Below are 23,153 nucleotides of genomic sequence, written 5' to 3' on the forward strand. Positions count from 1 at the left end.
CGGGGGTGTACGGGGGTGTACCGGGGGGGTGGTCAGCGGGTGGTGCGCGCGGCGTCGAGGATCACGTCGGTGACCACGGCCGGGCGGGAGACGGGCACGGCGTGCGACGCGTCCACCTCGGTGGTGTGCGAGCCCGCGCGCCGGGCCATCCACCGCTCGGCCGCCGGCGGGATGTTCTTGTCGGCGGTGGCGATCAGCGCCCACGACGGGATCGTCTTCCAGGCCGCGTCCCGGGCCTTCTCCTCCAGCGCGAGGGTGGAGACCGGGCGCTGGGTCGCGGCCATGACCGCCGCGTCGGCAGCGGAGACATCGGCGGCGAACTGGTGGCGGTACTTCACCTGGTCCATGACGAGTTCGGTGCCGGTGCCGCCGCCGGACAGCGGGTACGGCCGGGGGTTGACCGCCCCGCCGAGGGTGGAGCCGGGGAACTTGGCGGCCAGCTGGGCCGCGCTCTCGCCCTTGTCCGGGGTGAACGCGGCGATGTAGACGAGGGCCTTCACCCGGCTGTCGCCCGCGGCGGCACCGCTGATGACGGCGCCGCCGTACGAGTGGCCGACCAGGACGACAGGGCCGTCGACGGTGGCGAGCACACTCCGGAGGTAGGCGGTGTCGTCGGAGAGACCGCGCAGCGGGTTGGCGACGGCGACGACGGGGTAGCCGGCGCGGCGCAGCCGCCTGATCGTGCCGCTCCAGCTGGAGGCGTCGGCGAACGCCCCGTGGACCAGGACGACGGTGGGCCGGGGAGCGTGCCGGTCGGTTCCGGCGGCGTGCGAGCCGCTCGCGGGTGCGGCGCCGATCAGGGAGGCCAGCGCCGCGGTCAGGGCGAGGGAGAGCGCGAGGGTGCGCTTCGTGGGAGGCATCTGCGGTTCCTTGTCGGGTGCTTGTGCGGGTGCACTTGTGCGGGTGCACTTGTGCGGGTGCACTTGTGCGGGTGCATCGGATGGACGGGCGGAGCGCGCCTCAGAGGCCGTACGCCTCCAGCAGCCGCAGCCAGACCTCGCTCACCGTCGGGAAGGCGGGGACGGCGTGCCGCAGACGTTCGAGCGGGACTTCGCCCACGATGGCGACGGTCGCCGTGTGGATGAGTTCGGTCGCCATCGGGCCGGTGAGCGTGCAGCCGACGACGACTCCCCGGGTCTCGTCGACGACGAGCTTGGCGCGGCCCCGGAAGTCGTCCGCGTGGAGCGCGGCACCGGCGACGTCGTCGATGCGGTACTCCACCGCACGTACCGCGAGACCCGCTTCGCGCGCCGCGCGTTCGGTCGGACCGACGCTCGCGACCTCGGGGTGGGTGAAGACGGCCTGCGGGAGGGCGAACTGGTCGGCCTCCGCGCTCCAGGCCTGTCGTCGGCCGGTGTCGGCCGGGCGACCCGCGGCTCGCTCGGCGATCGCCGCGGCGCAGGCGCGGGCCTGGTATTTGGCCATGTGGGTCAGCGGCGCACGGTGGTTGACGTCGCCCACCGCGTAGAGCCAGTCGCCGTCGAGGGCGGTGACCCGGCAGGTCTCGTCGACCGGGAGCCAGTCACCGGCCGGCAGGCCGACGGTGTCCAGGCCGAGGTCCGTGGTCCGCGGGCGGCGGCCGGTGGCGGCCAGCACCTCGTCGCAGACGAGGGCGGCACCGTCGTCGGTCTCCACGGTCACGGTACGGGTGGTCTCGTCGCGGGCGACCCGGGTGGCCGAGACCCCGAAGCGGACCGTGACGCCGAGAGCGGTCAGACCCCGGGTGACCTCTTCGCCGGCACACGGCTCCCAGCCGCTCAGCAGGCCCCGGTCGCGGACGAGCAGGGTGACGGAGGAGCCGAGCGAGCGCCACGCGGTGGCCATCTCGCAGGCCACCACTCCCCCGCCGATGACGACGAGCCGCCCGGGCACCGCATCGGCCGTGGTGGCCTGCCGGTTGGTCCACACACCGATCCGGTCGAGCCCTTCGACCGGCGGCAGCGCGGGTTCCGTCCCGGTGCTGAGGACGACCGCGAGCCGGGCCCGCAGGGTGCGGACCGTGCCGTCCGTACCGGTCACGTCGACCCGGCGCACTCCGGCGAGCCTTCCGTGCCCTCGTACGAGGGGTATGCCGGCGCCGTTCAGCCAGTCGGCCTGGCCGCTGTCGTCGCCGCGGCCGGTGAACCGGTCGCGGCGGGCCAGGACAAGTGCCGGGTCGAGTACCGCCGTTACCGCCTGCCGGGCCCCGTCCACCGACCGCGCGGCCTCCCGGGCCGCGCCGGGCCGCAGCAGGGCCTTGCTCGGGATGCACGCGCGGTAGGAGCACTCGCCGCCGACGGCCTCGGCCTCGACGACGACGGCGGTCAGTCCGGCCCGGACGATCCGGTCGGCGGCGACCTCGCCGCCCGGCCCCGCGCCGACCACCACGACGTCGTACGTGTCGTCCATCAGGCGCGCACCAGCGGGGTGTCCACGAGGTGCTCGGCCAGGAACCACACCTGCGCCTCGCCGGTGCGGATGACTTCGGACACGAGCAGGTCGGTGCTGCCCTCGTCGCCCTCCGCCGAGATCCGGGCGGCGGCGTCCCGGGCGTCGATCAGGATCCGCTCGTGGGCGTCGAGGAGCCGCGACAGCATGACGGGGACCTCCTCCACGCCGTCCGGCGGCCGCGGAACGGCCGTCAGCTCCGCGACGTGGCGCGGGTCCGAGACCGCGACGCCGCCGAGGCTCTGGATCCGCTCGGCCAGCGCGTCCACGACGGCCAGTTGGGCCTCCGCGTGCTTGTCCAGCATGAGGTGGAGCGAGTAGAAGGTCGCCCCGCGCATGAGCCAGTGGTGCTTCTTGTAGAGGGAGTACAGGATCTGGGTGTCGGCGAGTACGCGGTTCAGCCGCTGGCAGGCGTACATGCGGGTGTCGTGGCCGAGGCCGATCGGCAGCTGCTTGAGCGTGCCGAACGCCTGGGTCTCGGCGCCCTTCTGGTGCAGCAGCGGCTGGCCGCCGCCGTGCGGGGGCGCGGTGGTGGTGGTTTCCATCAGGTGCTCCTGGTAGGAGAAGTGGAAGGGCCCGGCCGTCCGTTCGGGGGTGCGGAGCGGCCGGACCCGGTCTTTGGGGGCGCGTGCTCAGCGCCCGGCGGTGGCCGCGGTGTGCGGGGCCGGCGGGGCCGGCCGGTGCAGTACGAGCCGGGTGAGCAGCCCGCTGCCGAGGCCGGCCACGAGCGCGAGGGCCGCCCACCAGAGCGGGTACGGCGTGAGGCCGAGGACCGCGTCGAGGGACCAGTCACCGGGTCCGGTGGCGGCGAGAGCGGTGGCGGCGCCGATGAGGAAGAGCGGGTACTCGTATCCGTCGTGCTGCACCCAGAGGCCGTTGTGCCATTTCACGGTGAGCGCGACCGTCATGACCCCGATGGTCCCGGTCGCGGCGAGCGGGGTCAGGAAGCCCGCGGCGAGCAGCAGACCCGATCCGATCTGGCCACCGCCCGCCGCCAGGGCGGTGAGGACTCCGCCGCGGAAGCCGTCGTCGCGGAACTCCTCCGTGCCGCCCTCCAGCCCGCTGCCGCCCAGATGCGAGCTCACCTTCTGCACGCCATGGGCGGCGACGAGCAGCCCCACCAGCAGACGCAGGATCAGAATTCCGGTGTCCAAGGCGGTCAGCCCGCCGCGTGCGCGCCGATGACGCTCTGCGCGTAGACGACGCCCAGGCCGTAGGCGCCCGCGTGCGCCTTGACGATCTCCATGACCGCGCCGTACGTCTCCGTGCGCGCCCAGTCGCGCTGGAGCTCCAGCAGGACCTGCACCCAGGTCACGGGGACCGCCCCGGCGGCGATCATCCGCTGCAGCGCGTGCTCGTGGGCGGCCGGGCTGACGCCGCCGGAGGCGTCGGAGACGACGTACACCTCGTAACCCTGCTCCAGCGCGGACAACGCGGGCAGCACCAGGCAGACCTCGGTCCACAGACCCGACAGGATGATCTTCTTGCGCCCGGTCGCCTTGACGGCCGCCACCAGCGCCTCGTCCTCCCAGGCGTTCATCGTCGTGCGGTCGATGACCTCGTGCTCGGGAAACACCTCGGCGAGCTGCGGCAGCAGGGGCCCGGAGAACGACTCCGCGGCGACCGTGGTCAGGACAACCGGCACGTCGAACGCCTCGGCCGCCTTGGCGAGACCCACGGTGCTGTTGATGATCGCGGCGCGGTCGCCGCTGCCGGTGCCGAAGAACATCTGCGGCTGGTGGTCCACGAAGAGCATGACCGCGTTGTCGGGCGTGAGGAGGTCCGAACTCGGGGCGGCCTGCACCTTGGTGATGTCGAACATGAGGGGTCCTTTCGGGGCAGTCGATAGCGCGCCCGCCGCGTTCACGGACGGGCACACCCCGAAAGTAGGTCCGGCGCGACCGGTCGACTTTGCTCCCCGTGCCCAGGAGTCGGCACGACAGCGCACTACCCGCTCAGGACCGCGCCCCCGGTCCGGCACGAGGTCGGCCCCGGCTCAGCGCACCCGCCCGCGTGCCAGGCGTCGCGCGGCAGGCGGGAATTCGACGACAGGCCCTAGCAGGGCGGCGGCCCGGAGTTGGAGACGTCGACGTCGTCGAAGAGCTCCAGCATCCGGCCGAGCACCCGGACACAGGCGGCGATGTCGGCATCGCTGAGGCCGCCGCCGGCCTGGCGCAGCAGGGCGTACTCACGAGCGGTCACGGCGGTGATCACCGCGTGGCCCTCGTCGGTCAGCCGGATCAGCGAGGAGCGCTGGTGCGCGGGGTTCGGAATGCTCTCGACGAGCTTCCTCTCGGCGGCGTCGTTGACCATCCGCTGCACGAACTGGCGGCTCAGTGACCGGGCCCGGCCCATCTGCGGCACGGTCATCGGGCCGTTCTCGCGCAGCAGGTCCAGTACGGCGCGCACGCCCACGGAGATGTCCTGGGCGGCGCCCAGCTCGATCCGGCGCTGTACGCGGCGGTAGAGCGGGCCGACGAGCGCGAAGACTTCCATGAGACGTCCCGGCAGTTCGTCGGGGGACAGGGGTACGGAGGTCGGCTCGCTCACGGGACCACTCTCTCACATCACATGACAACCGGGTTGCCATCTCCGCTCCATTCATGACACCTTGGCTGTCATGAATGGAGATCATGTTCGAGACCTTCCAGTCCACTGACGGCCTGCTCACCTACCGCGACGAGGGGCCCGTGACGGCGAGGTGCTGGTGCTCCTGCACAACGGCTTCGCGGACAGTACCCAGTTCGACACCCTGATTCCGGGCCTCACCGCCCTCGGCCACCGGGTCATCGCCCCCGGCGCCCGGGGCCACGGCCGTTCCGTCAACGCGAGCAAGCCGTTCCGGCAGGCCGACGACCTGGCGGACCTGCTGCGGCACCTGGGGCTGCGTCAGGTCGTACTCGTGGGCGTCTCGATGAGCGGGATGATCGGCGTGGACACGGCCGTCGAGCACCCGGACCTGGTGCGCGCCCTGGTCGTCAGCGGCCGCGGGCTGGGCGAGCCGGACCTGACCGACCCCTGGTCCGCCGCCGTCGCCGAGCGGCAGCACACGGCACCGGCCGGCGGAGATCTCCCGGGCTGCCTCGACGGCTTCGTCGAGTGGATCGCGGGCCCGCGGCGCAGCCTCGAAGAGATCGATCCGGCGTCGCGGGCCCGCGGCGCAGCCTCGAAGAGATCGATCCGGCGATCGTGGCGCACGTCCGCGAGATGGCGACGCACACCCTGATGAAGCACACCCCGGACGAGCCGGACCACCTCGTTCCGGTCGAGGACCTGGCCTCCCGTGCCAAGGACATCGCCATCCCCGTCCTGGCCATCAACGGCGCCCTCGACGTGCCCGGTCTGCTCGACACCGTCGCGGCCCTGATGGACGCCGTCCCCCACGGCCGCACCACGGAGCTGGACGGCGCCGGCCACTACACGACGATGGAGCGGCCGGAGGAATTCACCCGGGTCCTCGTGGACTTCCTGCGCGAGGTCCACGCCCACGAGGGCTAGGCGTGCGGGAGACCTGGGGGGCCCTCTCTCGCTCCGCACCGCGATGAGCCGGGTGCGGGGCGAGGTCGGCGCACCCGCCCCGTGGCTTCAGCGGTACCGGCGGCAGTTCCGGGGCAGCCGGCCGATCCCCGTCGTAACCCTTCACCTCACCGAAGCGGCGAAACGATTCCGCGCACGACCGACCCGATTTGGCCGACCAGTTGGCGGGTCGTGACCCGAGCCGACCAAGGCTTGATGGCTTGTGATCGCCGTAGCGCGCGACGCTGGGGGGTCGCACGGCCGGGGCCGCCGGGGTCAGCGGAGTCTCGACAGGGGCTTCGGCCGACTCGGCCGGTGACAGAAGGCGGTCCTCCCACCAGGCAAGGCCCATGACGGTGGCGAGCAGGACGAAGGGGGCCGAGGCCGGAACGATCAGCGCGTACATGCGTACCGCCTGTGGTCGGATATGTGCGACGCGGCGGGCAGCAGATCGCTGCCCGCTTGGAACGCATCGAGGCCGCGCCGGGATCACCTGGCGAGGGGCGGGGCAGGAGCGGCCACGCTCGTGACGCGGCAGCTTCCGGCAGCGATGCGCACGGTGCGCCCCTGGAGAGCGCGACGGCTGTTCGGCGCGGCCGGGGGCTGGGGCGGCACCGCGCACGCTAGCCCTCGCCGCGTTTCCTGACCAGAGGCCAAGTGGCCGTCTACGTCGTACAGATATGCGATGACGTCGCAAGCTATCCGGAACCTTTGGGCAGGGCTACGCTGTTGGGTGAGGCCCCGGTCCCTGGCAGCGATGCCCATTCCGTTCCCGGGAGGCCCGCCATGTCCGCCCTGCTGATCATCCTCCTCGTGCTCCTGTTCGGGCTCGGCTTCCTCAACCCCCTGTGGTGGGTGGCCGCAGCCGTGGTGATCTTCGGGCTCGTCCACTACGGCCGAGGCGGCACCGGGAGCTGGGGACGTGGGGGCGATTCCGGGTACGGGGAGTACCGGGACTACCTGGATCGCCAGGACCGCTGGGACCGCCGCTACCCACGCCGGCGCCGAGGGCGCTGGAGCAGCCAGGACCGCAGGGATCACGAACACCACGGATGACCTGGGGATTACCTGCCCGAACACTCCGGGGTGGCGTCAGCCGGGCCGGACACGAGGAACTCGGCGAGAGGTACCTGTCATGCAGCGGACGACCACGGTCCAAGAGGAGCGGTGGAACCTGATGGCCGAGGCCACATGGGGAAGCGGACCCCCAGAGCAGGACGTCACCGCGCTGCGCACCGAGAACGATCGGCTGCGCCGGATGATGGCGGGCCGCGCGCTCGTCGACCAGGCATGCGGCATGGTGATGGTGCTGACCCCCTGCCGCCGCACGGCAGCCAGGGGTCTGCTGGTGGATGTCGCGCGGCAGTGCGATCTCAAGCTCCGAGAGGTCGCCCTGGCCCTGGTAGCCACCACGGAGGACGAGCCGCTCCCCGTGCCGATGCACCGGGCGTTGCGCCGCGCCCTGCGGCGGCTCCATGCGGCCGACCGACGATGAGCAGCAATCCGACCGACGACGCCCTGCCGCCGAGGACGAAGAAGCGATCTTCGAGCACCACGGCTGTGCTACGAGCCCGGCACGGCTGGAGAGCGGCAACTCGCCTGCCGCCGACCGCTTGTGGTGCCCGAAGGGGCGTAGGCCATGGCTCTCATCACCGCGCTGCGAGGTAGGCACCATGCATCAAGCGATCACGCCCTATGACGAACAGCGGATGTGGACGGCCGCGGCTTCGGCACAGGATGCGGCTCTTGTGGCCGCGGTCCTCGAACTGCGGGCCGAGAACGATCAGTTGAACAGAGCCCTGTCGAGCCGTGCGGTGATCGACCAGGCGCGCGGCATGGTGATGGCCCTGGCGCCGTGTTCCAGTGAGAGGGCCTGGGGTCTGCTGGTGGATGTGTCGCAGCGTTGCAACGTCAAGCTCCGGGACGTGGCTGCGGCCCTGGTCGCCACGGCACAGGGCGAGTCGCTCCCGGCGCCGATGCAACGCGAACTGCGCCACGCGCTGAGGCGCCTCCACGACCGGGGGTGATGACTCGTGTGGTGCGGGCGGCACCGGAGCCATGAACCCGACTCTCCGGTTCCTTCGTCCGGGCCGACCTCGGACGCCCCTGCCGGGTAACCCGCCGTGCGGATCCGGAACAGGTGCCGCAAGCCTCTCCCTACGCGTCGCTTCCGGCGGGCACGGCTATTCGGGCCGCTGGGTCCGGGCATTATGAGCCAGGCCGTCGGGATGCTCTGTCGTACGCTCTCCCAGCCGAAGGACCAGTACACGTAACGCTATTGGTCCGGGCGGCTGCCGGTGGACCTGTCCGACCTCCTGCCAACCCCAGGCTGCGAACGCGGCAAACGCCGAGTGATCGGACTGATCGGCCAGGGTGACGCCGAGCGAGGCCTGATGGTCGGCGAGCAGGCGCTCCTGAAGGCGGCGGGCGAGCCCGCGCGCGTGCTCATGCGGATGGACGACGGTTTCGGTGATCGCGAAGACATGTCCGGACGCGGTGAGCTGCTCAAGGTTCTGGGGCAGGGGGCCGTCGAACCCCTGCCACCAGGAACCGTCACGCGCCAGGGGAACTCCGTACACACAGCCGGCCAGCGCTTCGGCCTCGGCGACCAGCATGTCGAATCCCGGCTGTTGTACGCCATCCGCCAGGCGGCGCAGGAACTCCTGTCGGCCGTGGAACTCCTCACCGGATGGAGCCGTGGAGGATTCCACGTACAGGTCCGCGAGGTCTTCGCGCAGGTCCTCGGCCTGCCAGCGGTTCAGCCGGCGCAGGCGCACGGCGTCCATGGCGGACGGCTGGGAACTGTCGGGTTCGTGCGGGTGCTGCGGAGTACGCATGGGGCGCCTCGGTTCAGGAGACCGGCAGACGTGCAGGACGGGCGTGGTGCCCAACTGGCAGTGCTCCGCCGGGGTCTGGGGCGTCTGCCCCGCAGCATAGCCCCGGAACCGGCACCGCGGTGCCGTCCGCTGATGGCACTGGTGATGGCACTGGATCAGTGTCGCTCAGGCAGATAGACGGTGAGCGTCCGGGTCCTCTTGTCGAGGACGAGGGTGTCGGCGGCGGGGCTGACTTCGCCGTCGCGGGTGTAGTCGCCTGCCTTTCCCACACCGTCGATCCGCAGGCGGACGGCGGTGGTCTCCTGGTAGACGCGGGAGCGGGCGAGGGTGCCGGTGAGGAAGGCCGCGACGAGGCGGGTGCGGGCGAAGGGGTGCTTTCCGTCGACCATGCGGACATCAAGCAGCCCGTCGTCCAGGGTGTGGCGGTAGGAGGGGGCGAAGCCGGGCGGGTCGTAGCGGCTGTTGCCGGCGAAGAGCAGCCACAGCCGCCTGGGCTGTCCGTCAACGGTGACGTCGATGGGTGTGCCGTCGGCGAGGACGCGGAGCAGGCCGACGGCGAGGGCGGGCCATTTGCCCAGAGACGTCTCGCGGGCTTCGCGGGCCCGGACGAGTTCGGGGTAGACGCCGATACTGAAGGTGTTGAGGAAATACGTGCAGTTGCCGTCACCGGTGATACGGCCGAGGTCGACGGTTCCGCCACGGCCTGCTTCCACGGCCTCGGCGGTGTCCTTCAGGGTCGGCAGTCCGAGGTCGGCGGCAAAGTGGTTGAGGGTGCCGCCGGGGAACACCGCGAGCGGCAGACGGCTGTCGACGGCCAGCACGGCCGCCGCGTTGACGGTGCCGTCGCCCCCGACGACCCCGAGCGCGCCGCCGCGTGCGGATACGTACGCGGCGGCCTGCCGGAGCACGGTGTGCAGGTCCTCGCCCGCCTCGCACAGCCGCAGGTCCGCTTTGGGCAGGAGGGTTCGCAGCTCGGCATCGGAGGGGACCGCGTTCCCGGCGTCGCTGTTGACGACCACGACCAGCCCCTCGCCGGAGGGAAGGGCCGGAATCGGGAGTTCCGGCCGGGCGCTGTCGGCGGGCTCGTCGCGGTGCCGCGGCCACCAGCGGCAGGTCGCCGCCGCCATCCCCACGCCTAACACGACGTCCACCAGTACGCGGGCGGGCGAATGCGCGCCCGATCGGACGCGGGCGGCGGCGATGCCTGCCGCGGCGGGGATGAGGACGGCTCCCAGTCGGGGCGACTCCAAAGTGGCGGCCGTCGCGAAGGCGGCAGCGCCGGCTGAGCGGTGGGACGACGACACCCCGCTCGGCCGATGCCGGAGCGGTCGGCGGCTGCCGAGCACCTGGACGGCAACCCGGACGGCGGCAGAAGTGAGGGCAAGCGAGCCGGCGCCGCGCAAGGCGGCCCGGCGCGCGCTGCGGTTGCCGGTCAGGCTCTTCGCGGCCAAGGAGGCGACCTTCGTGCGTTCGCCGAGTCGCGGTTCATGGGTTCGCATGCCGGCCGAGTACCCCTGTCGGCGGTGAACAGGCTGCCCGCCCGCGCCGCGCATCAGACCTCCGCACGGGGGCACTCAGGGGCCTGGGACGCGCCATCGCGCGCCCCAGGCTGTGGGGAGGACCCGTGACGTCGTCTCAGGCACAAGGAAGGGGCCGGGGTGGGGGTTCCGCCGCCAGGGCCGCCGAGAAGGAGACGCTGACCGCCGCCGGCCGGGCGGGGTTCGTCGCGCGCGGCGTCGTGTACGTCCTCATCGGCGTCCTGGCCATTCAGATGGCCCTGGGGAGCGGCGGGGAGTCGGCGGATCGCCAAGGGGCGCTGGACCGGATCGCGGCGCAGCCTTTCGGGAAGGTGATGCTGTGGGCGCTGGTCGTCGGCTTCGGCTGTATGGCGCTGTGGCGGGGATCTCGCGCGGTCCTCAGCAGGGGGCCCGCGCGGAAGACCGCCTCGCGACTCCTTGACGGCGGCCGGGCGGTCTTCTATGCCTCTGTCTGCTGGGGAACCGCGGTGTTCGCCGCCGGTGGCGGCCAGGGTTCCAGCGGCAACGCGAAGTCGCAGGACTGGACGGCGTCGGTGCTGAAGCTGTCGTACGGCCAAGTGCTGGTGGGGGCCGGCGGCTGCCTCCTGATCGGCATCGGTGCGGTGCTCGCCACACGGGCGGCGATGCGCAAGTTCCTGCGACAGCTGGACCTTGGCGCGATGAGCCACCGGACCTGGCAGGTCGTCACCGGCCTGGGGGTGGGCGGGGGCGTGGCACGCGGCTTGGTGTTCGCCGCGGCCGGCGTCTTCATCCTGATCGCGGCCATCCGCTTCGACGCACAAGAGGCCAGAGGCATGGACGCCACGCTCCGCAGCTTCACGCACACCCCGGCGGGCCCGTGGCTCCTGGTCGCCGTCGCGGTCGGCCTGATCCTCTTCGGAGTCTTCTCGTTCGCCTCCGCGCGCTGGCGCCGCCTGTGAACCCTGTGAACAAGGACCGCAACGACCACCAGGTCCATGACCGGCCCGCCGGGGCTCCTTCGGGAGGGCCGGACCCGGACCCCCGCTCACAGCTCAGAGACCCCGCCCGCGCCTGGAGTAACCATGCGGGGCAGTTCGGTCAAAGACGCGTCGACCAGAACCGCCGGCGCACAACGCTGGCGGCACCCCGGTAACAGGCGACAATCCTCGCGGTATGGGTCAGGACGCCAGACCGGCGAGGGGCTCGGTTTCGTCGACGAAGGCGCGGGCCACGTCGGACAGACGGCGGTTGTGGGAGCGGGCGTAGACGCGCAGGGCGGTGAACGCCTGCTCCATGTCGATGCCCTGGCGCTCGGCGAGTTTGCCCTTGGCCTGCTCGATCAGGACGCGGCTGTTCAGCGCCGTCTGCAACTGCTCGTTGAGGACCGTGGTGCGCTGGGTAGTGCGCTGCTGCAGGAGGCTGATGGTGGCGACGTCAGCCAGGGCCTGGGCGATGGGCGTACCGAGTGGGTCGAAGGGGCCGGGAGCGGAGCGGAAGAGATTGAGAGCGCCGACGACCTCGTCGCGCAACCGCATCGGCAGGGCCTGAACCGCGCCGAAACCGCGAAGCCCGGCCTGCACGGCGAAGCGCGGCCAGCGGTCGGTCTCCTTGCGCAGGTCGGGAACAGTCACCGGCTTACCGGTGCGGAAGCACTCCAAGCAGGGGCCTTCGTCGTTCTGGAGCTGGAAGAGCTCCAGCAGGCGTACCTGTTCGTTGGAGGCCGCCATCACACGGAGTTCGCCGTCACGGTCCGCGAGCAGCACGCCGACGGCGCTCGCACCGAGCATCCCCACGCAGCGGTCGGTCAGCAGGCGCAGGAAGTCGATCAAGTCGAAGTCGGCGACCAGATTGTCCGCCAGCTCGACGAAAGTCTTGGCCAGGAGTCGCTCATCCATCATCTACACCCTCTATGGAGACTAGCCCTGCCGGAATCGGGCGGGAACCTCGGCGCATGGTGCGTTCACTGGCCCGGGCGAGGACGTCATGTGTCCTCGTCGCACTGGGTCGGCTCCGCGTCGCGGGAGAAGCGGAGCCGGCCGGCCACCACGTCAGCGGCCACGACGGTGAGCCGACGCCCGTGGGCATAGGCGTGGGCGCGCAGCCGGACGAAGGCTTCTTCGACACCGACACCCAGCTGGACGGTGAGCATGCCGGTGGCCTGGGAGATCTCCGCCCGGTACCCGCCCAGATCCTCGGCGTGTCCGCTCGGCACACCGTCGCCGGGTGGTGCGCCCGTCTCATCGATCCGGGCGTCGAGCAGGACCAGAGTCGCGAGATCAGCGAAAGCCAAGGCGTCGGCCAGCTCCTCCGCGTCCAACCGGACCGGGACCTGGGCGTACAGGTCCAGAACCCCGGGGCTGATCGCCCCTATCTGCAGGGGGAGCGCGAAGACCGCGAGCGCCCCGGCCTCCAGGGCAGCACCGGCGAACACGGGCCAGCAGTCCTGCAGTTCGCCGGCCCGCAAGTCGGATATCAGGACGGCCGCACCGTGCGTGAAGGCATCTACACACGGCCCTTCGCCCAGAGCGAGCTGTAGTTCTTCCAGCTGCTCACTGATGTCATCGGTACTGCACAGCGGATGGCTCGCCGCCGTCCGGTACATCGCCGAAACCCCGGCCCCACCGACCGGCAGAGAGGCCACCGCCGCGGTACACACGTCCACCACCCCGGCCCGGGCACCACGCCGGGCCGCCTGCTCGGCGACCAGCACACGGATCCGGGACGACCGGCTGTTCGGCATCACCCGGTCCACCGCGTCCAGGATTGGGGAGCGAGACCCTCCAGCCTCGCCACGGTCCGTTCTCCGAGGGGAAGGACCAGCACGCGGAACATCGTGTGGTCGGTCGGCCTCCAGATCTCTCCGATGTCCTGCCACCCCCAGGCCCGGAAGGCAGTGAGGGCCGGGTGATCGGCCTGATCCACCAAGGTGGCGCCGAGCGACGCCTGCTGGTCGTCCAGCAGGCGCTCCTGCAGACGCCGGCCCAGGGTCTGGCTCTGAGGGTGCGGGCGGACCAGGATGTGGGTGATGGCGAAGGCCCTGTCGGATTCGGTGAGTTGCTCGAAGCTGCGGAGCAGCTCACCGTCGAAACCCAGCCACCGAAAGCCCTCGCTGCGCACCGGGAAGCCGAAGGCGCATCCCACCAGCCCGTCCGTCTCCGCGATCACCATGGCGAACCCCGGCCGACGGATGTCACCGGTGAGACGGTTCAGGAAGTCCTCTCGGCTGCGACTGCGGCAGTCCTCGCCCGGCTCCGTTTCACAGGACTCCACGTACAGATCCGCCAGATCCTGGCGCAGGTCCTCCACCAGCCAGCGGTTCACCCGGCGCAGGGGCGCCGCGCTCGGGGTGAACGACTCGTCGAGTGCGGACTTCTGTGACTGCCCCCGCCGGGGCCGAACCCTCACAGCACACCGCCCGGGACAGCGGGAGCGAGCCGATGCGATGTCGCGAAACACGCCACGGGGGCGATGAAGGCGTTGCGGCCGCTGGAGTCGCGGAACGTGGCAGGGGGGAGATCGATGTCGATGGTGCGTACGCCGCCCCGGAGGGACCGTTCCAGCGCCGCACGCATCAGCGGCGCCGTCTCCAGATCGATCTCACCGGCCAGGGTGAGCAGAGCGCTGGTCTTTCCGTGGTGCCGGTGGACGTTCAACTGCGGTAGGGGCATGACGCCTCAGTTCCAGAGGCCCGCCGGGCAGGGCCACGGAGAGGAGCTTGACACCCGGCTCCTCTCGGGGCGTTCCCGGCAGGGACATGCATGGGGCGGAGGCAGGCGAACAGGCGGGCCGACAATCTGACCACCAGGCCAGGGGAACCGCCCAGTTCCTCCAAGGAATGCGCCGGGCGACCGGACGAAGTGGTCCGCTCCCGGCAGCCATCTGTGTCGAGCAACAACAGGTCCGCCGGGGTCCAGGGCGTCCGTACCTCAGGATAGCCCCCATCCCGCACCAGAAGGCGGCCGGAAGTGACCATTCTCAGGGGCTGGACGCCCGGCCGGTGTTCGGCGGTGCCTGCTGCGCATATCCGTTGCGCCACAAGGTCTTTCGGCACGACGCTGAAGACCGGAGCCGGGGAGCTGGCGGCGACCCGCGGCCAACGGCCATCGCTGACGGAGTCGTGGAAGTGAACATCTCCGCCGACGACGTGCACCTGCCCGCGGAGGAAACCGCAGAGACCAGCGAGGGCCGGGGCAACAACGTCCACTCACGGAGACGCGCACGGCGGCCCGGATTCAGACCATGCGCCGCGCGCCAGGACGACGAGTGGTACAGGGGCTTCGGCTACCGGTCCGGCAGATCGAGCGGGGACCCGAAGACCTCGCTCAGCGTCGGCGGCCACGGCCGCGGGGAGACCACCCGGAGCCCACGCCGGCCGAGTGCACGGAGAGGAGGGCAAGCCCGACGAGCATGAGGCTCGTCGCGCTGAAGACCATCTCGGTCGACGTCTCGGTTGCATGGATGACGAAGGCGATAACGAAGAGCACGGCCGCCACGAATGCCAGCATCTGTCTTCTCCTGCCGTTGAACGGCGAACCACGGGTGTTCCCGGTGGCAGCACCGCTATCTGTCGTGTTCCCCGCCAAACTGCGATCAGGCACCGGAATCCGGAAGAATATCCCTCGATCACGCAGAGCACCCCGCTGGGTGGGAACGGCTTGATCGCACTTCCTCGTCGAGTGTTCGCATGGTGATGGGCCTGTCCTGGTGGAAGGATCACTTACTGCCACCAGCACCCCTGGACGATGTGGCCGCCGAGCCGTCACGAGCGCCGGTCTTCTGCGCGCCCGTTCGCGAACGCGCCGGCATTCCGCTCGCGTTGACAGGGCCGGTCATGCGGAGTTGACTGGCAGGCACGGCGTTGGGCTATGCCGCTCGGAACTTCCGGGCGACGCGCCCCCGTTCTGTTTCGCCTGGACCTCGCGGAGAGCAGGGCTTGCGGCCCTGCAACTGCTGGAGGCCCACCATGATCGTTCTCATTCTCCTTCTCCTGCTCGTCCTGCTGCTGCTCGGGGTCGGCTTCACCATGCACGTCCTGTGGATCGTCGCGGCCGTCCTGCTGGTCTTCTGGATCCTCGGCTTCTCCCGCCACCACCGCAACGGCGGCGGACGCCGATACGCCTGGAACCGCCGGTAGTCGGACGGGGTGGCGCCCCGCGCCCTCCCCCCCCCCGGCGGATACGCCGGGCCGTCCCGGGCACCGGGAGGATCCGCGAGCGGGCCAAGGGCACTTCCAAACCCACGAACGCCCGGTGCCCACCTCGGGTGGGCGCCGTCCGGCAGGCACGGATACAAGCACCGGTCGGCAGGAGCTGACGCACATGCAGCAGATCGGCCTACGAGCCGGAAGTCAGAGAGGAACGTCATGTCGATGTTCGCCATCGTGGTGATCGCCGTGGTGGTCGTGATCGCGGCCGCAGTTCTCTTCATCGGGCTCGGCCGGCGCGGTGACAACCGTGGGCTGAAGCGGCGCTTCGGCCCCGAGTACGACCACGCCCTGGCCGGCCACAACGGCGACACCGAAGCCGCCGGCCAAGAACTCGGCGAGCGCGTGCGGCGGTACGGATCCCTCAAGGAGCGGCCCTTGTCGCCCGAGGATCGCGAGCAGTACGTCGCTCAATGGGCCCGGATCCAGGAGCAGTTCGTCGACTCGCCGCACAAGGCGGTTACCGAGGCCGACGCGCTCCTGGCCCGGCTGGCCCAGGACCGGGGATTCCCGAGCGGTGAGCAGTTCGACGAGCAGTTGGCCGCGCTCTCCGTCCACCACGCGGGCCAGGTCCACGGCTACCGCGGCGTCCATGCCGCGGTCCGCGGCCAGAGCGGCACCGAAGAGATGCGCGAGGCCATGGTCGAGGCCCGCGGCCTGTTCGCCGCACTGGCCACCGAAGAGCCGGCCGACTCGGACCGGCACCGTTCACAGCCCCCCGATGACCACGGCCGGGCACCCACCGCACATGGCCGGCACCACACGAAGGGAAGTGGCACGTAATGCTGTACGACTCCGAACGCGCGAGGCAGCCCGAGGCCCAGACCCCGGATCTCGCCGAGCAGCGCGCACCGCAGGCAGCGGGACCGGAATCGGCCCGGGCGCCGCGCGACGTGTTCACCGGTTCCGCCGACCCCGACCGTACCCGGATCTCGGAACACCAGCTGCTCCCGACGGGCGAACGGGACAAGCTGGCCGTCCGCCTCCAGCAGGCCGTCAGCAACTTCGTCGACAGCCCGCGCCACGCCGTGGAGGAAGCCGACGGCACCTTCGGCCAGATGGTCACCCTCCTGACGAACGCCCTCGCCGAACGCCAACTCACCCTCCGCGCGAACTGGCAGAGCCAGGACACCCAAGCCGAGACCGAGGAACTACGCGTCGCCCTACAGCAGTACCGGGAGACCGTGGAGCGGCTGCTGGCGATCTGAGCAATCGCGACCATCCGTCCTGAACTGCTGCTGCGGACCACCGGCCCACAGCGGCACGCGTCCGGCCGCCACGCCTCCCGGCGGATCGGTGACCAGCCGGACAACCGGCGGCCGCGACGCACCGGCCAGACGGCCTCCCCGCCCCGGGCCGAAGAGAGCACCGGCCGGCCGTGGACCTTCGCGGGGCGAGAGCGCCGGACAGCCGGGTGCACGTCAGGGTGGGGCGAAGCCGGCACCTCTGAACAGGACCACGTTGTCGGGTGGAGCTCGTGGACTTCTCCGGCGGTTCCTGCCGTGAGGCACATTAGAACGGCAGATTCCGTTTCGACTGCTCCGCGACACGACGGCACGGCACACGGTCAACAGGTCTCGTCCCATGGCAATCTGCGGGCGAGTACGATGACTTGGAGCCGGAGGTACACCGCTCGTGGCGGCGAACACCAATCCCACCGTCAGGAGACGCCGTCTGGGAGCCGAGCTCCGTCGGCTCCGCCAGGGCAGTGGACTGAAGAGCACCGAAGTGGCCGAGCGGCTCATGGTCTCCCAGCCTAAGATCAGTCACCTGGAGAACGGCAACCGCACCATCAGCCCCCGCGACGTGCGCGACCTGTGCGCGCTCTACGGAGTGACGGACCAGCAGGTCATCGACGCTCTGATGCAGATGGCCAGGGAATCCGGACAGCAAGGCTGGTGGCACGCCTACGGCGACATCCCCCAGAGCGTCTATATCGCCCTGGAGACGGACGCCGCCTGCCTCCATACCTTCGAGCCCATGGTGATCCCCGGGCTGCTGCAGACTCCCGCCTACGCCCACGCGGTCATCGAGGAGACGATCCCCCCGATCACTGCCGAACAGGCCGCCACGCGCCTCAAGGTGCGGTTGCGCCGTCAGCACCGGATCTACGACCCGGCCCGCCCGTTGCGTCTGTCGGTCGTCCTGGACGAATCGGTACTGCGCCGCGTCGTCGGCGGTCCCGACATCATGCGCGAACAACTGGAGCACCTGAACGCACTCGGCGCCGAGCCGCACATCACCGTGCAGGTACTTCCCCACGCGGTGGGCGCCCACCCCGGCCTGTCAGGACAGTTCTCCATCCTGCAGTTCGCCGACAGCCCCGACGCGGGAGTGGTGTACCTGGAGCGGTTCACCAGCGACCTCTACCTGGAGAAACGATCCGACACGCAGCACTTCAGCATGCTGTACGACCACCTCCAGGCCCAGGCCCTCAGCCCCGACGGCACCCGCGACCTCATCGCCGACGCCACCAAGACATACATCGACGCGGCGAGCCGCCCCTGAGAGGTCGTTCTCTCCCTCTGTACGGAACGTGCGTTCGGCCGTGCACCCAGGGGCAGCGCCGTGAAGTCTCCGGCGCCGGGCGGGCGGCGGACCACGTCCGCCCGTGTATCTGCGAGATGGCCAGGACGGGCACGGCCTCAGCCGCCCGGTTCGCTCTGCGCGGGTACCAGTGCACGGGGTGTCCGGGGCGCGTCCGCCGTTCCTCCGGGACCCGCTCCCCGAGCGGTACGTCGCCACAGCCGACCCGGAGCCCGGTAGAAGCGGTCCGGCAGGAACACGGCGTCAGCGATGATCATCGCGCCCGAGAAGAGGGGCAGCCCCATGAGTACCGCGATGCCCAGGTGCATGCCCAACAGCATGGTCAGGACCGGGTACTTGAGCCGCCCGAACAGGACGAACGGGAAGGCGACCTGCAACAGCACCGTCAGGTAGCAGGCGATGGCGATCAGTACGTCGTGCTCGTCCGCCATGAGGGAGAGTCCGGGCCATGGCCGGAACAGGTCGATGTTCAGGACGTAGTGGAGGGCGGTCCCGTTGCCCCAGGATCCGCCCTGCACCTTGTACAGGCCCGCGGACCCGTAGAGGAAGCAGACCTGGGCCGCGATGACGAACATCCCGCAGTTGTGCAGCACGGCGCTCAGGGTCCGCCGGGAAGCGCGGAGGTGACGCCGTAGCCCATCCGCCGTCCGTTCCACCGACGGGCGCGCCGCAGCACCCGCGCATGCCCGGAGCCGGGTTCTGCGTGCGTCCAGGGACCAGCGGCGGCCGCATGCGGTGAGGACGAGGTAGAGGGCCATGAGGAGGATGAGGTTGTCTCCTCCGTCGGTCATGAAGATCGCCCTGCCGTGGAACGACGCGACCACGACCGCGAACAGCACGGACACCGCCCTGGTCCGCCAGCCGAGGGCGAACAGTACCGATACGCCGACGGCCAGTGCGTAACAGGCCTCGAAGTAGACGCGGTTGTCGGACAGGGTGAGGATACTGATCCATCCGGTCTGGTCGAACAGTTCCCTCGCCAGTTCCGGTGTCCACGGTGATCCCGGACCCCAGATCTCGTTGCGGTGCGGAAACTCGCGCAGCAGGAAGACAAGGTAGACAGACCCGTATCCGATGCGCAGGACCGCGGCGGCGTACAGGGAGACCGGCCGCTCGGTCAGGACGTCGAGGGCCGCACGGACACGGTCGGTTGCGCGGTGCGGCGCGCCCGCCCCCGGCCTCTCGGCGGCCGGGGGCTGCGATGCGGGCAGCTGCTCAGTTTCCATGGGAGTCCACCTCAACCTTCCGCCAGGGCAGATACCGCGTATCGGCCGTCCTCGGCGCGACCGCGGCCGCGCCCGCACCGTCCGCCGGGGCCGGCGCGGCGATGGGCACGGTGACCACCCGTAGCTGGATGGCCTCGAAGCTCCCGCCACGGTGGGCCGCGACGCGATCCGACGCGATGTTGGTCAGGTACCGCTCGATCATCAGCGCCCGCTGTGAGCGCGGCTGGTCGTCGACAACGTGGTTTTCGAGGTAGGAACTCCATGCCCGCCGCAGCATGTTCTGCGCCGTATGGCTGGGGAAGGGGTTGTGCTCCACCGCGGAATTGTCCACGGCGGTCAGATCGAACCAGCCGCTCACCCGCACGGTTCCGTCGGGGGCGGTGTGCTGGGTCCTCGCCGAAATCTGCCGGTTGACGGACTCCGGATCCGGGGCGAATAGTCGCCAGTTCTGCTCGAACAGCGGGAAGACCCATGCGTTGACTTGCCGGCTGTACTGCTGTGAGAGCGGGTTCGGGGGCGCCACATGCAGAAAAACCAGGAGCACATGGACCAGGGTCGTCGCCAGGCAGAGGAACACGGCAGTACTCGTTACAGCTTGCAGGAAGCCCGGCGGAGGCTCCGATTGTGCCGCGGGTCTTTCTGCGGATTGTGACGCGGATTGTTGTGGGAATTCATCCCTAGATTCGTCCGCATCCGTCGATGCAGTGCCATCCAGCACAGCCCCTCCCGGCCTTTCGATCCCGGCTTCTCTCACTGCTCTCCTGAGCTTTCGGCGGCGCCGCGCGACGGAATCGACAACGATCCGCCGCGCGCCGCCCGTCCCTTCAAGGACGCATGCACGATTCAGTGACGAACGCTGCCGTAGCCGTCGTCCCTGCCGGGCTTGTTGCCGTACCCGCCGTAACCGCCGTGCTTTTCGGGCTTCCCACCGTGATCGTGGTGACCCGGCTTCTCCGGCTTCCCGTAGTGGCCTCCTGGCTTCTCCGGCTTCCCGTAGTGGCCTCCCGGTTTCTCCGGCTTCCCGTAGTGGCCTCCGGGCTTCCCGTGGTGGTGGTGGTGGTGCTCGTGCCCGGTCCCGCCGGTCGTGCCGCCGTGGACGCCGCCCGTGGTGGCACCCGTGGTCCCGCTCGTCGTAGTGCCCGCGACGAGGCCGCCGAGCGCTCCGCCCGTGGTGCCGCCTGTCGTCAGGACGCCGCCCAGGATGCCGCCCAGGATGCCGCCGGTTCCACCGCCCGTCGGCACGCCGGCGATGACTCCGACCGTCGTGGCGCCCGTGGTGCCACCGGACGTGGCGCCGGCGACAACACCACCCGTCGGCACGCCCGCGATGACTCCGACCGTCGTGGCGCCCGTGGTGCCACCGGACGTGGCGCCGGCGACAACACCGCCGGTGACCAGACCGCCCGTGGTCCCACCAGTGGCCCCGGTCCCGCACGGCCCCAGGAAGATCCTGTTGCTGTCCAGCGTCACGGCGCCGTCACCGCGCAGGCCCGCATCGGCCAGCAGCCGGCCGTTGATGACCGCTCCCGTGGTGGCGGTGATCGAGGTGTCGGCCAGGATGGTGCCCACGAACGTGGAGTTGGTACCGAGCGTGGCCGAGCTGCCGATCTGCCAGTACACATTGCACGGCGAGGCGCCATTGATGAGGCTCACCGAGCTGGCGGATGCCGTCGTCAGCGTCGAACCGATCTGGAACACCCAGACGGCACTGGAGTTGCCCTGGGCGTCCAGGGTGAGTGTGCCGGTGATCCCGGCGGAGCTGTTCGCCCTGTAGAGGCCCGGCGTCAGCGTCTGGCCACCGAACTCGTGGGGAGCGTCGTTGTAGGTCGCGTCCGTCATAGTCTGTCCGGCGGCCTGGTTGTACGCCGTATTCAGGTCGGTCTTGGCTTGGCCCGCGACGGCATCGGCACGGTGCAGAACCCCGGGCGGGGTCACAATGCCGGGCCCTCCGTCGGACGTCTGGAACCCGGTGATGGCCGCCCCGGGGCTTACGCCGACGTGGAGACCGTTGACGACCGTGGGACCGGTGTTGGTGACCGTGGCGCCGGCCAGCACTCCGAAACTGGCTGCCGTACCCAGAAGCACAGGGCTGGCAACAGCGTTTGCGCGTGTCGGCGTCACCGCGAGGACGACAGCGGCCATCGCCACGGCCGTAACCGCCGCGATCCACACCGACAATGTGCGCCGTGGAGGCGCGTCAGGAATATTCAGCGTCATCGATGGGCCAACTCCTTTGAGAGGATTATCTTGGCGATTACCGGCCGCAGAATTCGATTCTGCGTCTGGAATATTACGCAGGAAGGTGCTCCGACTACGGCTTATCTGAGCGGTTTCGCTGGAATGGAAGAGTTCGGTGCTTGATCTACCCAAATGACTAATGGGCTGAATGGCGCTTCCGTTTGTCCGGCTCGATGACGGACGAGCCGCTCACGATTCCCTGGGCAGACCGGCCCAACAGGCGGGCACCGGTCACCGCGGTGCCCCCCCCAGTCGATCAAGGAGCGTTTTCCAAGCCGGCGGCGGTGGCCGCGAGTTGGACACGTCCGTACAACGACGAAGCTCCTGACAGTGGGGATCTCGACCAAGATCACCCGTGCTGCCAGGAGCTTCCGCGCTTGTCGACCCGCCGTCCATGGGTCTGTCCAGTCGCACCCTGTTTCCGAGTGGACGGGGTTTCCGAATGGACGGGCAAGGGCCCGTGGCGCCCGACCACGGGAACACGTCGGCAGAACTGACACAGCATCAGACAGTCGGCAGTGAGTCAGCACGCGGATTGCCGGACACTGTCACAGACTGCTGGACATTCGACGAAGGCCCCCGACCGTCGAGCAGTTCGAGGGGCCCTCCGTCGCCCTGGTCAAGTCGGCACGGGCAACGCCATCCGGATCGAGAGCATTCTCAGTCCTGATGGACATCAGAGCAGGTCAGCGCACCCGTCCCCGCGGCTTCAGCGGTACCGGCGGCAGTTCCGGGGCAGCCAGCCGATCACCGTCGTAGCCCTTCACCTCACCGAACCGCGCCCCCGACATCCACTCCTCCCGCGCTTGCGCGACCTCCTCCTGCGACCGCCCGATGAAGTTCCACCACATCACGATCTCCTCCTCGAACGGCTCGCCGCCCAGGAGCATGAGGGATGCGTCCGAGGGGGCGCGCAGGGGGAGTTCGGTGCGGCCGCAGCCGAGGTAGAGCATGGAGCCGGGGAGGACCGGGACGCCGTCCACATGGGCCTCGCCGGACATCGACAGGACCGCGTACTCGAAGTCGGGGTCGAGGGGCAGAGCGAGGTCCGCGCCGGCCGTCAGGGTCAGGTCGGCGCCCACCAGGGGGGTGTAGATCGTGCCCGGCGACGCCGCGCCGTCGAGCTCGCCCAGGATCACCGTGGCCTTCAGGCCCGGGGCGGTGACCGTGGGCAGGTCCGCGTGGTGCTGGAAGTGCGGCTCGGTGTGGCGGTGGGCGTCGGGCAGGGCCACCCAGAGCTGGGCGCCGTGCAGCAGGCGGGCGTGCGGGCGAGGGCTCTCCTCGGAGTGGCTGATCGCCCGCCCCGAAGTCATCAGGCCGAGCTCGCGCGGGCGTACGGTCTGCAGACTGCCGAGGCTGTCGCGGTGCAGCACCTCGCCCTCGTGCAGCCAGCTCACCGTCTGCAGCCCCATGTGCGGGTGCGGCGGCACCTGCATACCGGGCTCGTCGGCGATGTCGTCCGGACCGTAGTGGTCGACGAAGGCCCAGGCGCCGACCATGCGGCGGCCGAGGTTCGGCAGCAGCCGGCGGACCTCGGTGGACTCGCCGAGCTTGACGGTGCGCGGCGAAAGCAGCTCGCGCACCGGCTCGGCGACGACGAAGCCGCGGCCGCCGCACACGGAGACTGTGGCTTGACGATCGAGATTGCTCATGTCGGTCA

27 protein-coding genes are annotated in these 23,153 nt (G+C 70.4%); 10 read left to right on the top strand and 17 right to left on the bottom strand.

Features of this window, described 5'->3' with window-relative positions:
* Nucleotides 1-32: 32 nt before the first annotated feature.
* The 6 genes from ACFWA7_RS02270 to ACFWA7_RS02295 form a co-directional block, all read right to left on the bottom strand.
* Complete coding sequence (locus ACFWA7_RS02270; protein ID WP_385820353.1) at nucleotides 33-860, bottom strand: alpha/beta fold hydrolase; 828 nt, start codon at nucleotides 858-860, stop codon at nucleotides 33-35.
* A gap of 100 nt (nucleotides 861-960) precedes the next feature.
* Nucleotides 961-2,388 carry a dihydrolipoyl dehydrogenase family protein gene (locus ACFWA7_RS02275; protein ID WP_385820355.1) on the bottom strand — a complete coding sequence of 476 codons (1,428 nt, stop codon included), beginning with the start codon at nucleotides 2,386-2,388 and terminating at the stop codon, nucleotides 961-963.
* Nucleotides 2,388-2,972, bottom strand: coding sequence for a Dps family protein (locus ACFWA7_RS02280; protein ID WP_385535113.1), 585 nt, complete (start codon nucleotides 2,970-2,972; stop codon nucleotides 2,388-2,390). Before ACFWA7_RS02280 ends, ACFWA7_RS02275 begins: the two co-directional genes overlap by 1 nt.
* 87 nt (nucleotides 2,973-3,059) lie before the next feature.
* Nucleotides 3,060-3,581, bottom strand: coding sequence for a DoxX family protein (locus tag ACFWA7_RS02285; protein ID WP_385820357.1), 522 nt, complete (start codon nucleotides 3,579-3,581; stop codon nucleotides 3,060-3,062).
* Between the two features lie 5 nt (nucleotides 3,582-3,586).
* Nucleotides 3,587-4,249, bottom strand: a complete 663-nt coding sequence (locus tag ACFWA7_RS02290; protein WP_385820359.1) for a hydrolase — start codon at nucleotides 4,247-4,249, stop codon at nucleotides 3,587-3,589.
* Between the two features lie 233 nt (nucleotides 4,250-4,482).
* Entirely contained in the window at nucleotides 4,483-4,923 is a 441-nt protein-coding gene (locus ACFWA7_RS02295) for a MarR family winged helix-turn-helix transcriptional regulator (protein WP_385820430.1), read from the bottom strand.
* 211 nt (nucleotides 4,924-5,134) lie between these two features.
* Here ACFWA7_RS02295 and ACFWA7_RS02300 point away from each other — a divergent pair, with 211 nt between their 5' ends.
* The 5 genes from ACFWA7_RS02300 (at nucleotide 5,135) to ACFWA7_RS02320 (ending at nucleotide 7,970) form a co-directional block, all read left to right on the top strand.
* Nucleotides 5,135-5,653: an alpha/beta fold hydrolase gene (locus ACFWA7_RS02300; protein ID WP_385820361.1), complete on the top strand. Its 519-nt coding sequence runs from the start codon at nucleotides 5,135-5,137 to the stop codon at nucleotides 5,651-5,653.
* Entirely contained in the window at nucleotides 5,635-5,925 is a 291-nt protein-coding gene (locus ACFWA7_RS02305; RefSeq protein WP_385820363.1) for an alpha/beta fold hydrolase, read from the top strand. Before ACFWA7_RS02300 ends, ACFWA7_RS02305 begins: the two co-directional genes overlap by 19 nt.
* An 804-nt stretch (nucleotides 5,926-6,729) precedes the next feature.
* Nucleotides 6,730-6,999 (top strand): hypothetical protein, encoded by a 270-nt coding sequence (locus ACFWA7_RS02310; protein ID WP_385820365.1) that lies wholly within the window; start codon nucleotides 6,730-6,732, stop codon nucleotides 6,997-6,999.
* 79 nt (nucleotides 7,000-7,078) lie between these two features.
* Nucleotides 7,079-7,438: an ANTAR domain-containing protein gene (locus ACFWA7_RS02315; protein WP_385535122.1), complete on the top strand. Its 360-nt coding sequence runs from the start codon at nucleotides 7,079-7,081 to the stop codon at nucleotides 7,436-7,438.
* Between the two features lie 178 nt (nucleotides 7,439-7,616).
* Nucleotides 7,617-7,970: an ANTAR domain-containing protein gene (locus ACFWA7_RS02320; protein ID WP_385820367.1), complete on the top strand. Its 354-nt coding sequence runs from the start codon at nucleotides 7,617-7,619 to the stop codon at nucleotides 7,968-7,970.
* Between the two features lie 156 nt (nucleotides 7,971-8,126).
* On the opposite strand, the gene ACFWA7_RS02325 is transcribed toward ACFWA7_RS02320, so the two are convergent.
* Entirely contained in the window at nucleotides 8,127-8,780 is a 654-nt protein-coding gene (locus ACFWA7_RS02325) for a hypothetical protein (RefSeq protein ID WP_385820370.1), read from the bottom strand.
* 155 nt (nucleotides 8,781-8,935) lie between these two features.
* Nucleotides 8,936-10,279, bottom strand: coding sequence for a diacylglycerol/lipid kinase family protein (locus ACFWA7_RS02330; protein ID WP_385820372.1), 1,344 nt, complete (start codon nucleotides 10,277-10,279; stop codon nucleotides 8,936-8,938).
* A gap of 125 nt (nucleotides 10,280-10,404) precedes the next feature.
* Between ACFWA7_RS02330 and ACFWA7_RS02335 the strand changes: the two genes are divergently transcribed.
* Entirely contained in the window at nucleotides 10,405-11,238 is an 834-nt protein-coding gene (locus tag ACFWA7_RS02335; RefSeq protein ID WP_385820374.1) for a DUF1206 domain-containing protein, read from the top strand.
* 219 nt (nucleotides 11,239-11,457) lie between these two features.
* Here ACFWA7_RS02335 and ACFWA7_RS02340 read toward each other — a convergent pair whose 3' ends face one another.
* The 5 genes from ACFWA7_RS02340 to ACFWA7_RS02360 form a co-directional block, all read right to left on the bottom strand.
* Nucleotides 11,458-12,174, bottom strand: coding sequence for an ANTAR domain-containing protein (locus ACFWA7_RS02340; RefSeq protein WP_385535132.1), 717 nt, complete (start codon nucleotides 12,172-12,174; stop codon nucleotides 11,458-11,460).
* Nucleotides 12,175-12,260: 86 nt separating this feature from the next.
* Entirely contained in the window at nucleotides 12,261-13,019 is a 759-nt protein-coding gene (locus ACFWA7_RS02345) for an ANTAR domain-containing protein (RefSeq protein ID WP_385535134.1), read from the bottom strand.
* Nucleotides 13,019-13,684, bottom strand: a complete 666-nt coding sequence (locus ACFWA7_RS02350) for a hypothetical protein (protein WP_385820376.1) — start codon at nucleotides 13,682-13,684, stop codon at nucleotides 13,019-13,021. Before ACFWA7_RS02350 ends, ACFWA7_RS02345 begins: the two co-directional genes overlap by 1 nt.
* Nucleotides 13,681-13,947 carry an anti-sigma factor antagonist gene (locus ACFWA7_RS02355; protein WP_385535138.1) on the bottom strand — a complete coding sequence of 89 codons (267 nt, stop codon included), beginning with the start codon at nucleotides 13,945-13,947 and terminating at the stop codon, nucleotides 13,681-13,683. Before ACFWA7_RS02355 ends, ACFWA7_RS02350 begins: the two co-directional genes overlap by 4 nt.
* Nucleotides 13,948-14,601: 654 nt before the next feature.
* Entirely contained in the window at nucleotides 14,602-14,784 is a 183-nt protein-coding gene (locus ACFWA7_RS02360) for a hypothetical protein (protein WP_385820378.1), read from the bottom strand.
* 458 nt (nucleotides 14,785-15,242) lie between these two features.
* Between ACFWA7_RS02360 and ACFWA7_RS02365 the strand changes: the two genes are divergently transcribed.
* The 4 genes from ACFWA7_RS02365 (at nucleotide 15,243) to ACFWA7_RS02380 (ending at nucleotide 17,990) form a co-directional block, all read left to right on the top strand.
* Entirely contained in the window at nucleotides 15,243-15,413 is a 171-nt protein-coding gene (locus tag ACFWA7_RS02365) for a DUF5670 family protein (RefSeq protein WP_385535142.1), read from the top strand.
* A gap of 228 nt (nucleotides 15,414-15,641) precedes the next feature.
* Entirely contained in the window at nucleotides 15,642-16,265 is a 624-nt protein-coding gene (locus ACFWA7_RS02370; protein WP_385820380.1) for a hypothetical protein, read from the top strand.
* Nucleotides 16,265-16,690, top strand: a complete 426-nt coding sequence (locus ACFWA7_RS02375) for a hypothetical protein (protein WP_385820382.1) — start codon at nucleotides 16,265-16,267, stop codon at nucleotides 16,688-16,690. Before ACFWA7_RS02370 ends, ACFWA7_RS02375 begins: the two co-directional genes overlap by 1 nt.
* Nucleotides 16,691-17,117: 427 nt before the next feature.
* Nucleotides 17,118-17,990 carry a helix-turn-helix domain-containing protein gene (locus ACFWA7_RS02380; RefSeq protein WP_385535148.1) on the top strand — a complete coding sequence of 291 codons (873 nt, stop codon included), beginning with the start codon at nucleotides 17,118-17,120 and terminating at the stop codon, nucleotides 17,988-17,990.
* A 137-nt stretch (nucleotides 17,991-18,127) separates the two neighbouring features.
* Here ACFWA7_RS02380 and ACFWA7_RS02385 read toward each other — a convergent pair whose 3' ends face one another.
* From ACFWA7_RS02385 to ACFWA7_RS02400, 4 genes are all read right to left on the bottom strand, one after another.
* Complete coding sequence (locus ACFWA7_RS02385; RefSeq protein WP_385820384.1) at nucleotides 18,128-19,255, bottom strand: HTTM domain-containing protein; 1,128 nt, start codon at nucleotides 19,253-19,255, stop codon at nucleotides 18,128-18,130.
* A complete protein-coding gene (locus ACFWA7_RS02390; protein WP_385820386.1) occupies nucleotides 19,245-19,832 on the bottom strand; it encodes a DUF5819 family protein in 588 nt (195 codons plus the stop codon). The genes ACFWA7_RS02385 and ACFWA7_RS02390 overlap by 11 nt, the downstream gene beginning before the upstream one ends.
* A gap of 266 nt (nucleotides 19,833-20,098) precedes the next feature.
* Nucleotides 20,099-21,472, bottom strand: a complete 1,374-nt coding sequence (locus ACFWA7_RS02395) for an ice-binding family protein (protein WP_385820388.1) — start codon at nucleotides 21,470-21,472, stop codon at nucleotides 20,099-20,101.
* A gap of 707 nt (nucleotides 21,473-22,179) precedes the next feature.
* The gene (locus ACFWA7_RS02400; RefSeq protein WP_385535157.1) at nucleotides 22,180-23,145 is read right to left on the bottom strand and encodes a pirin family protein; all 966 of its coding nucleotides are present in this window, start codon (nucleotides 23,143-23,145) and stop codon (nucleotides 22,180-22,182) included.
* Between the last annotated feature and the right edge of the window lie 8 nt (nucleotides 23,146-23,153).

Source organism: Streptomyces sp. NPDC059994, from assembly GCF_042737755.1.
Classification (GTDB): domain Bacteria; phylum Actinomycetota; class Actinomycetes; order Streptomycetales; family Streptomycetaceae; genus Streptomyces.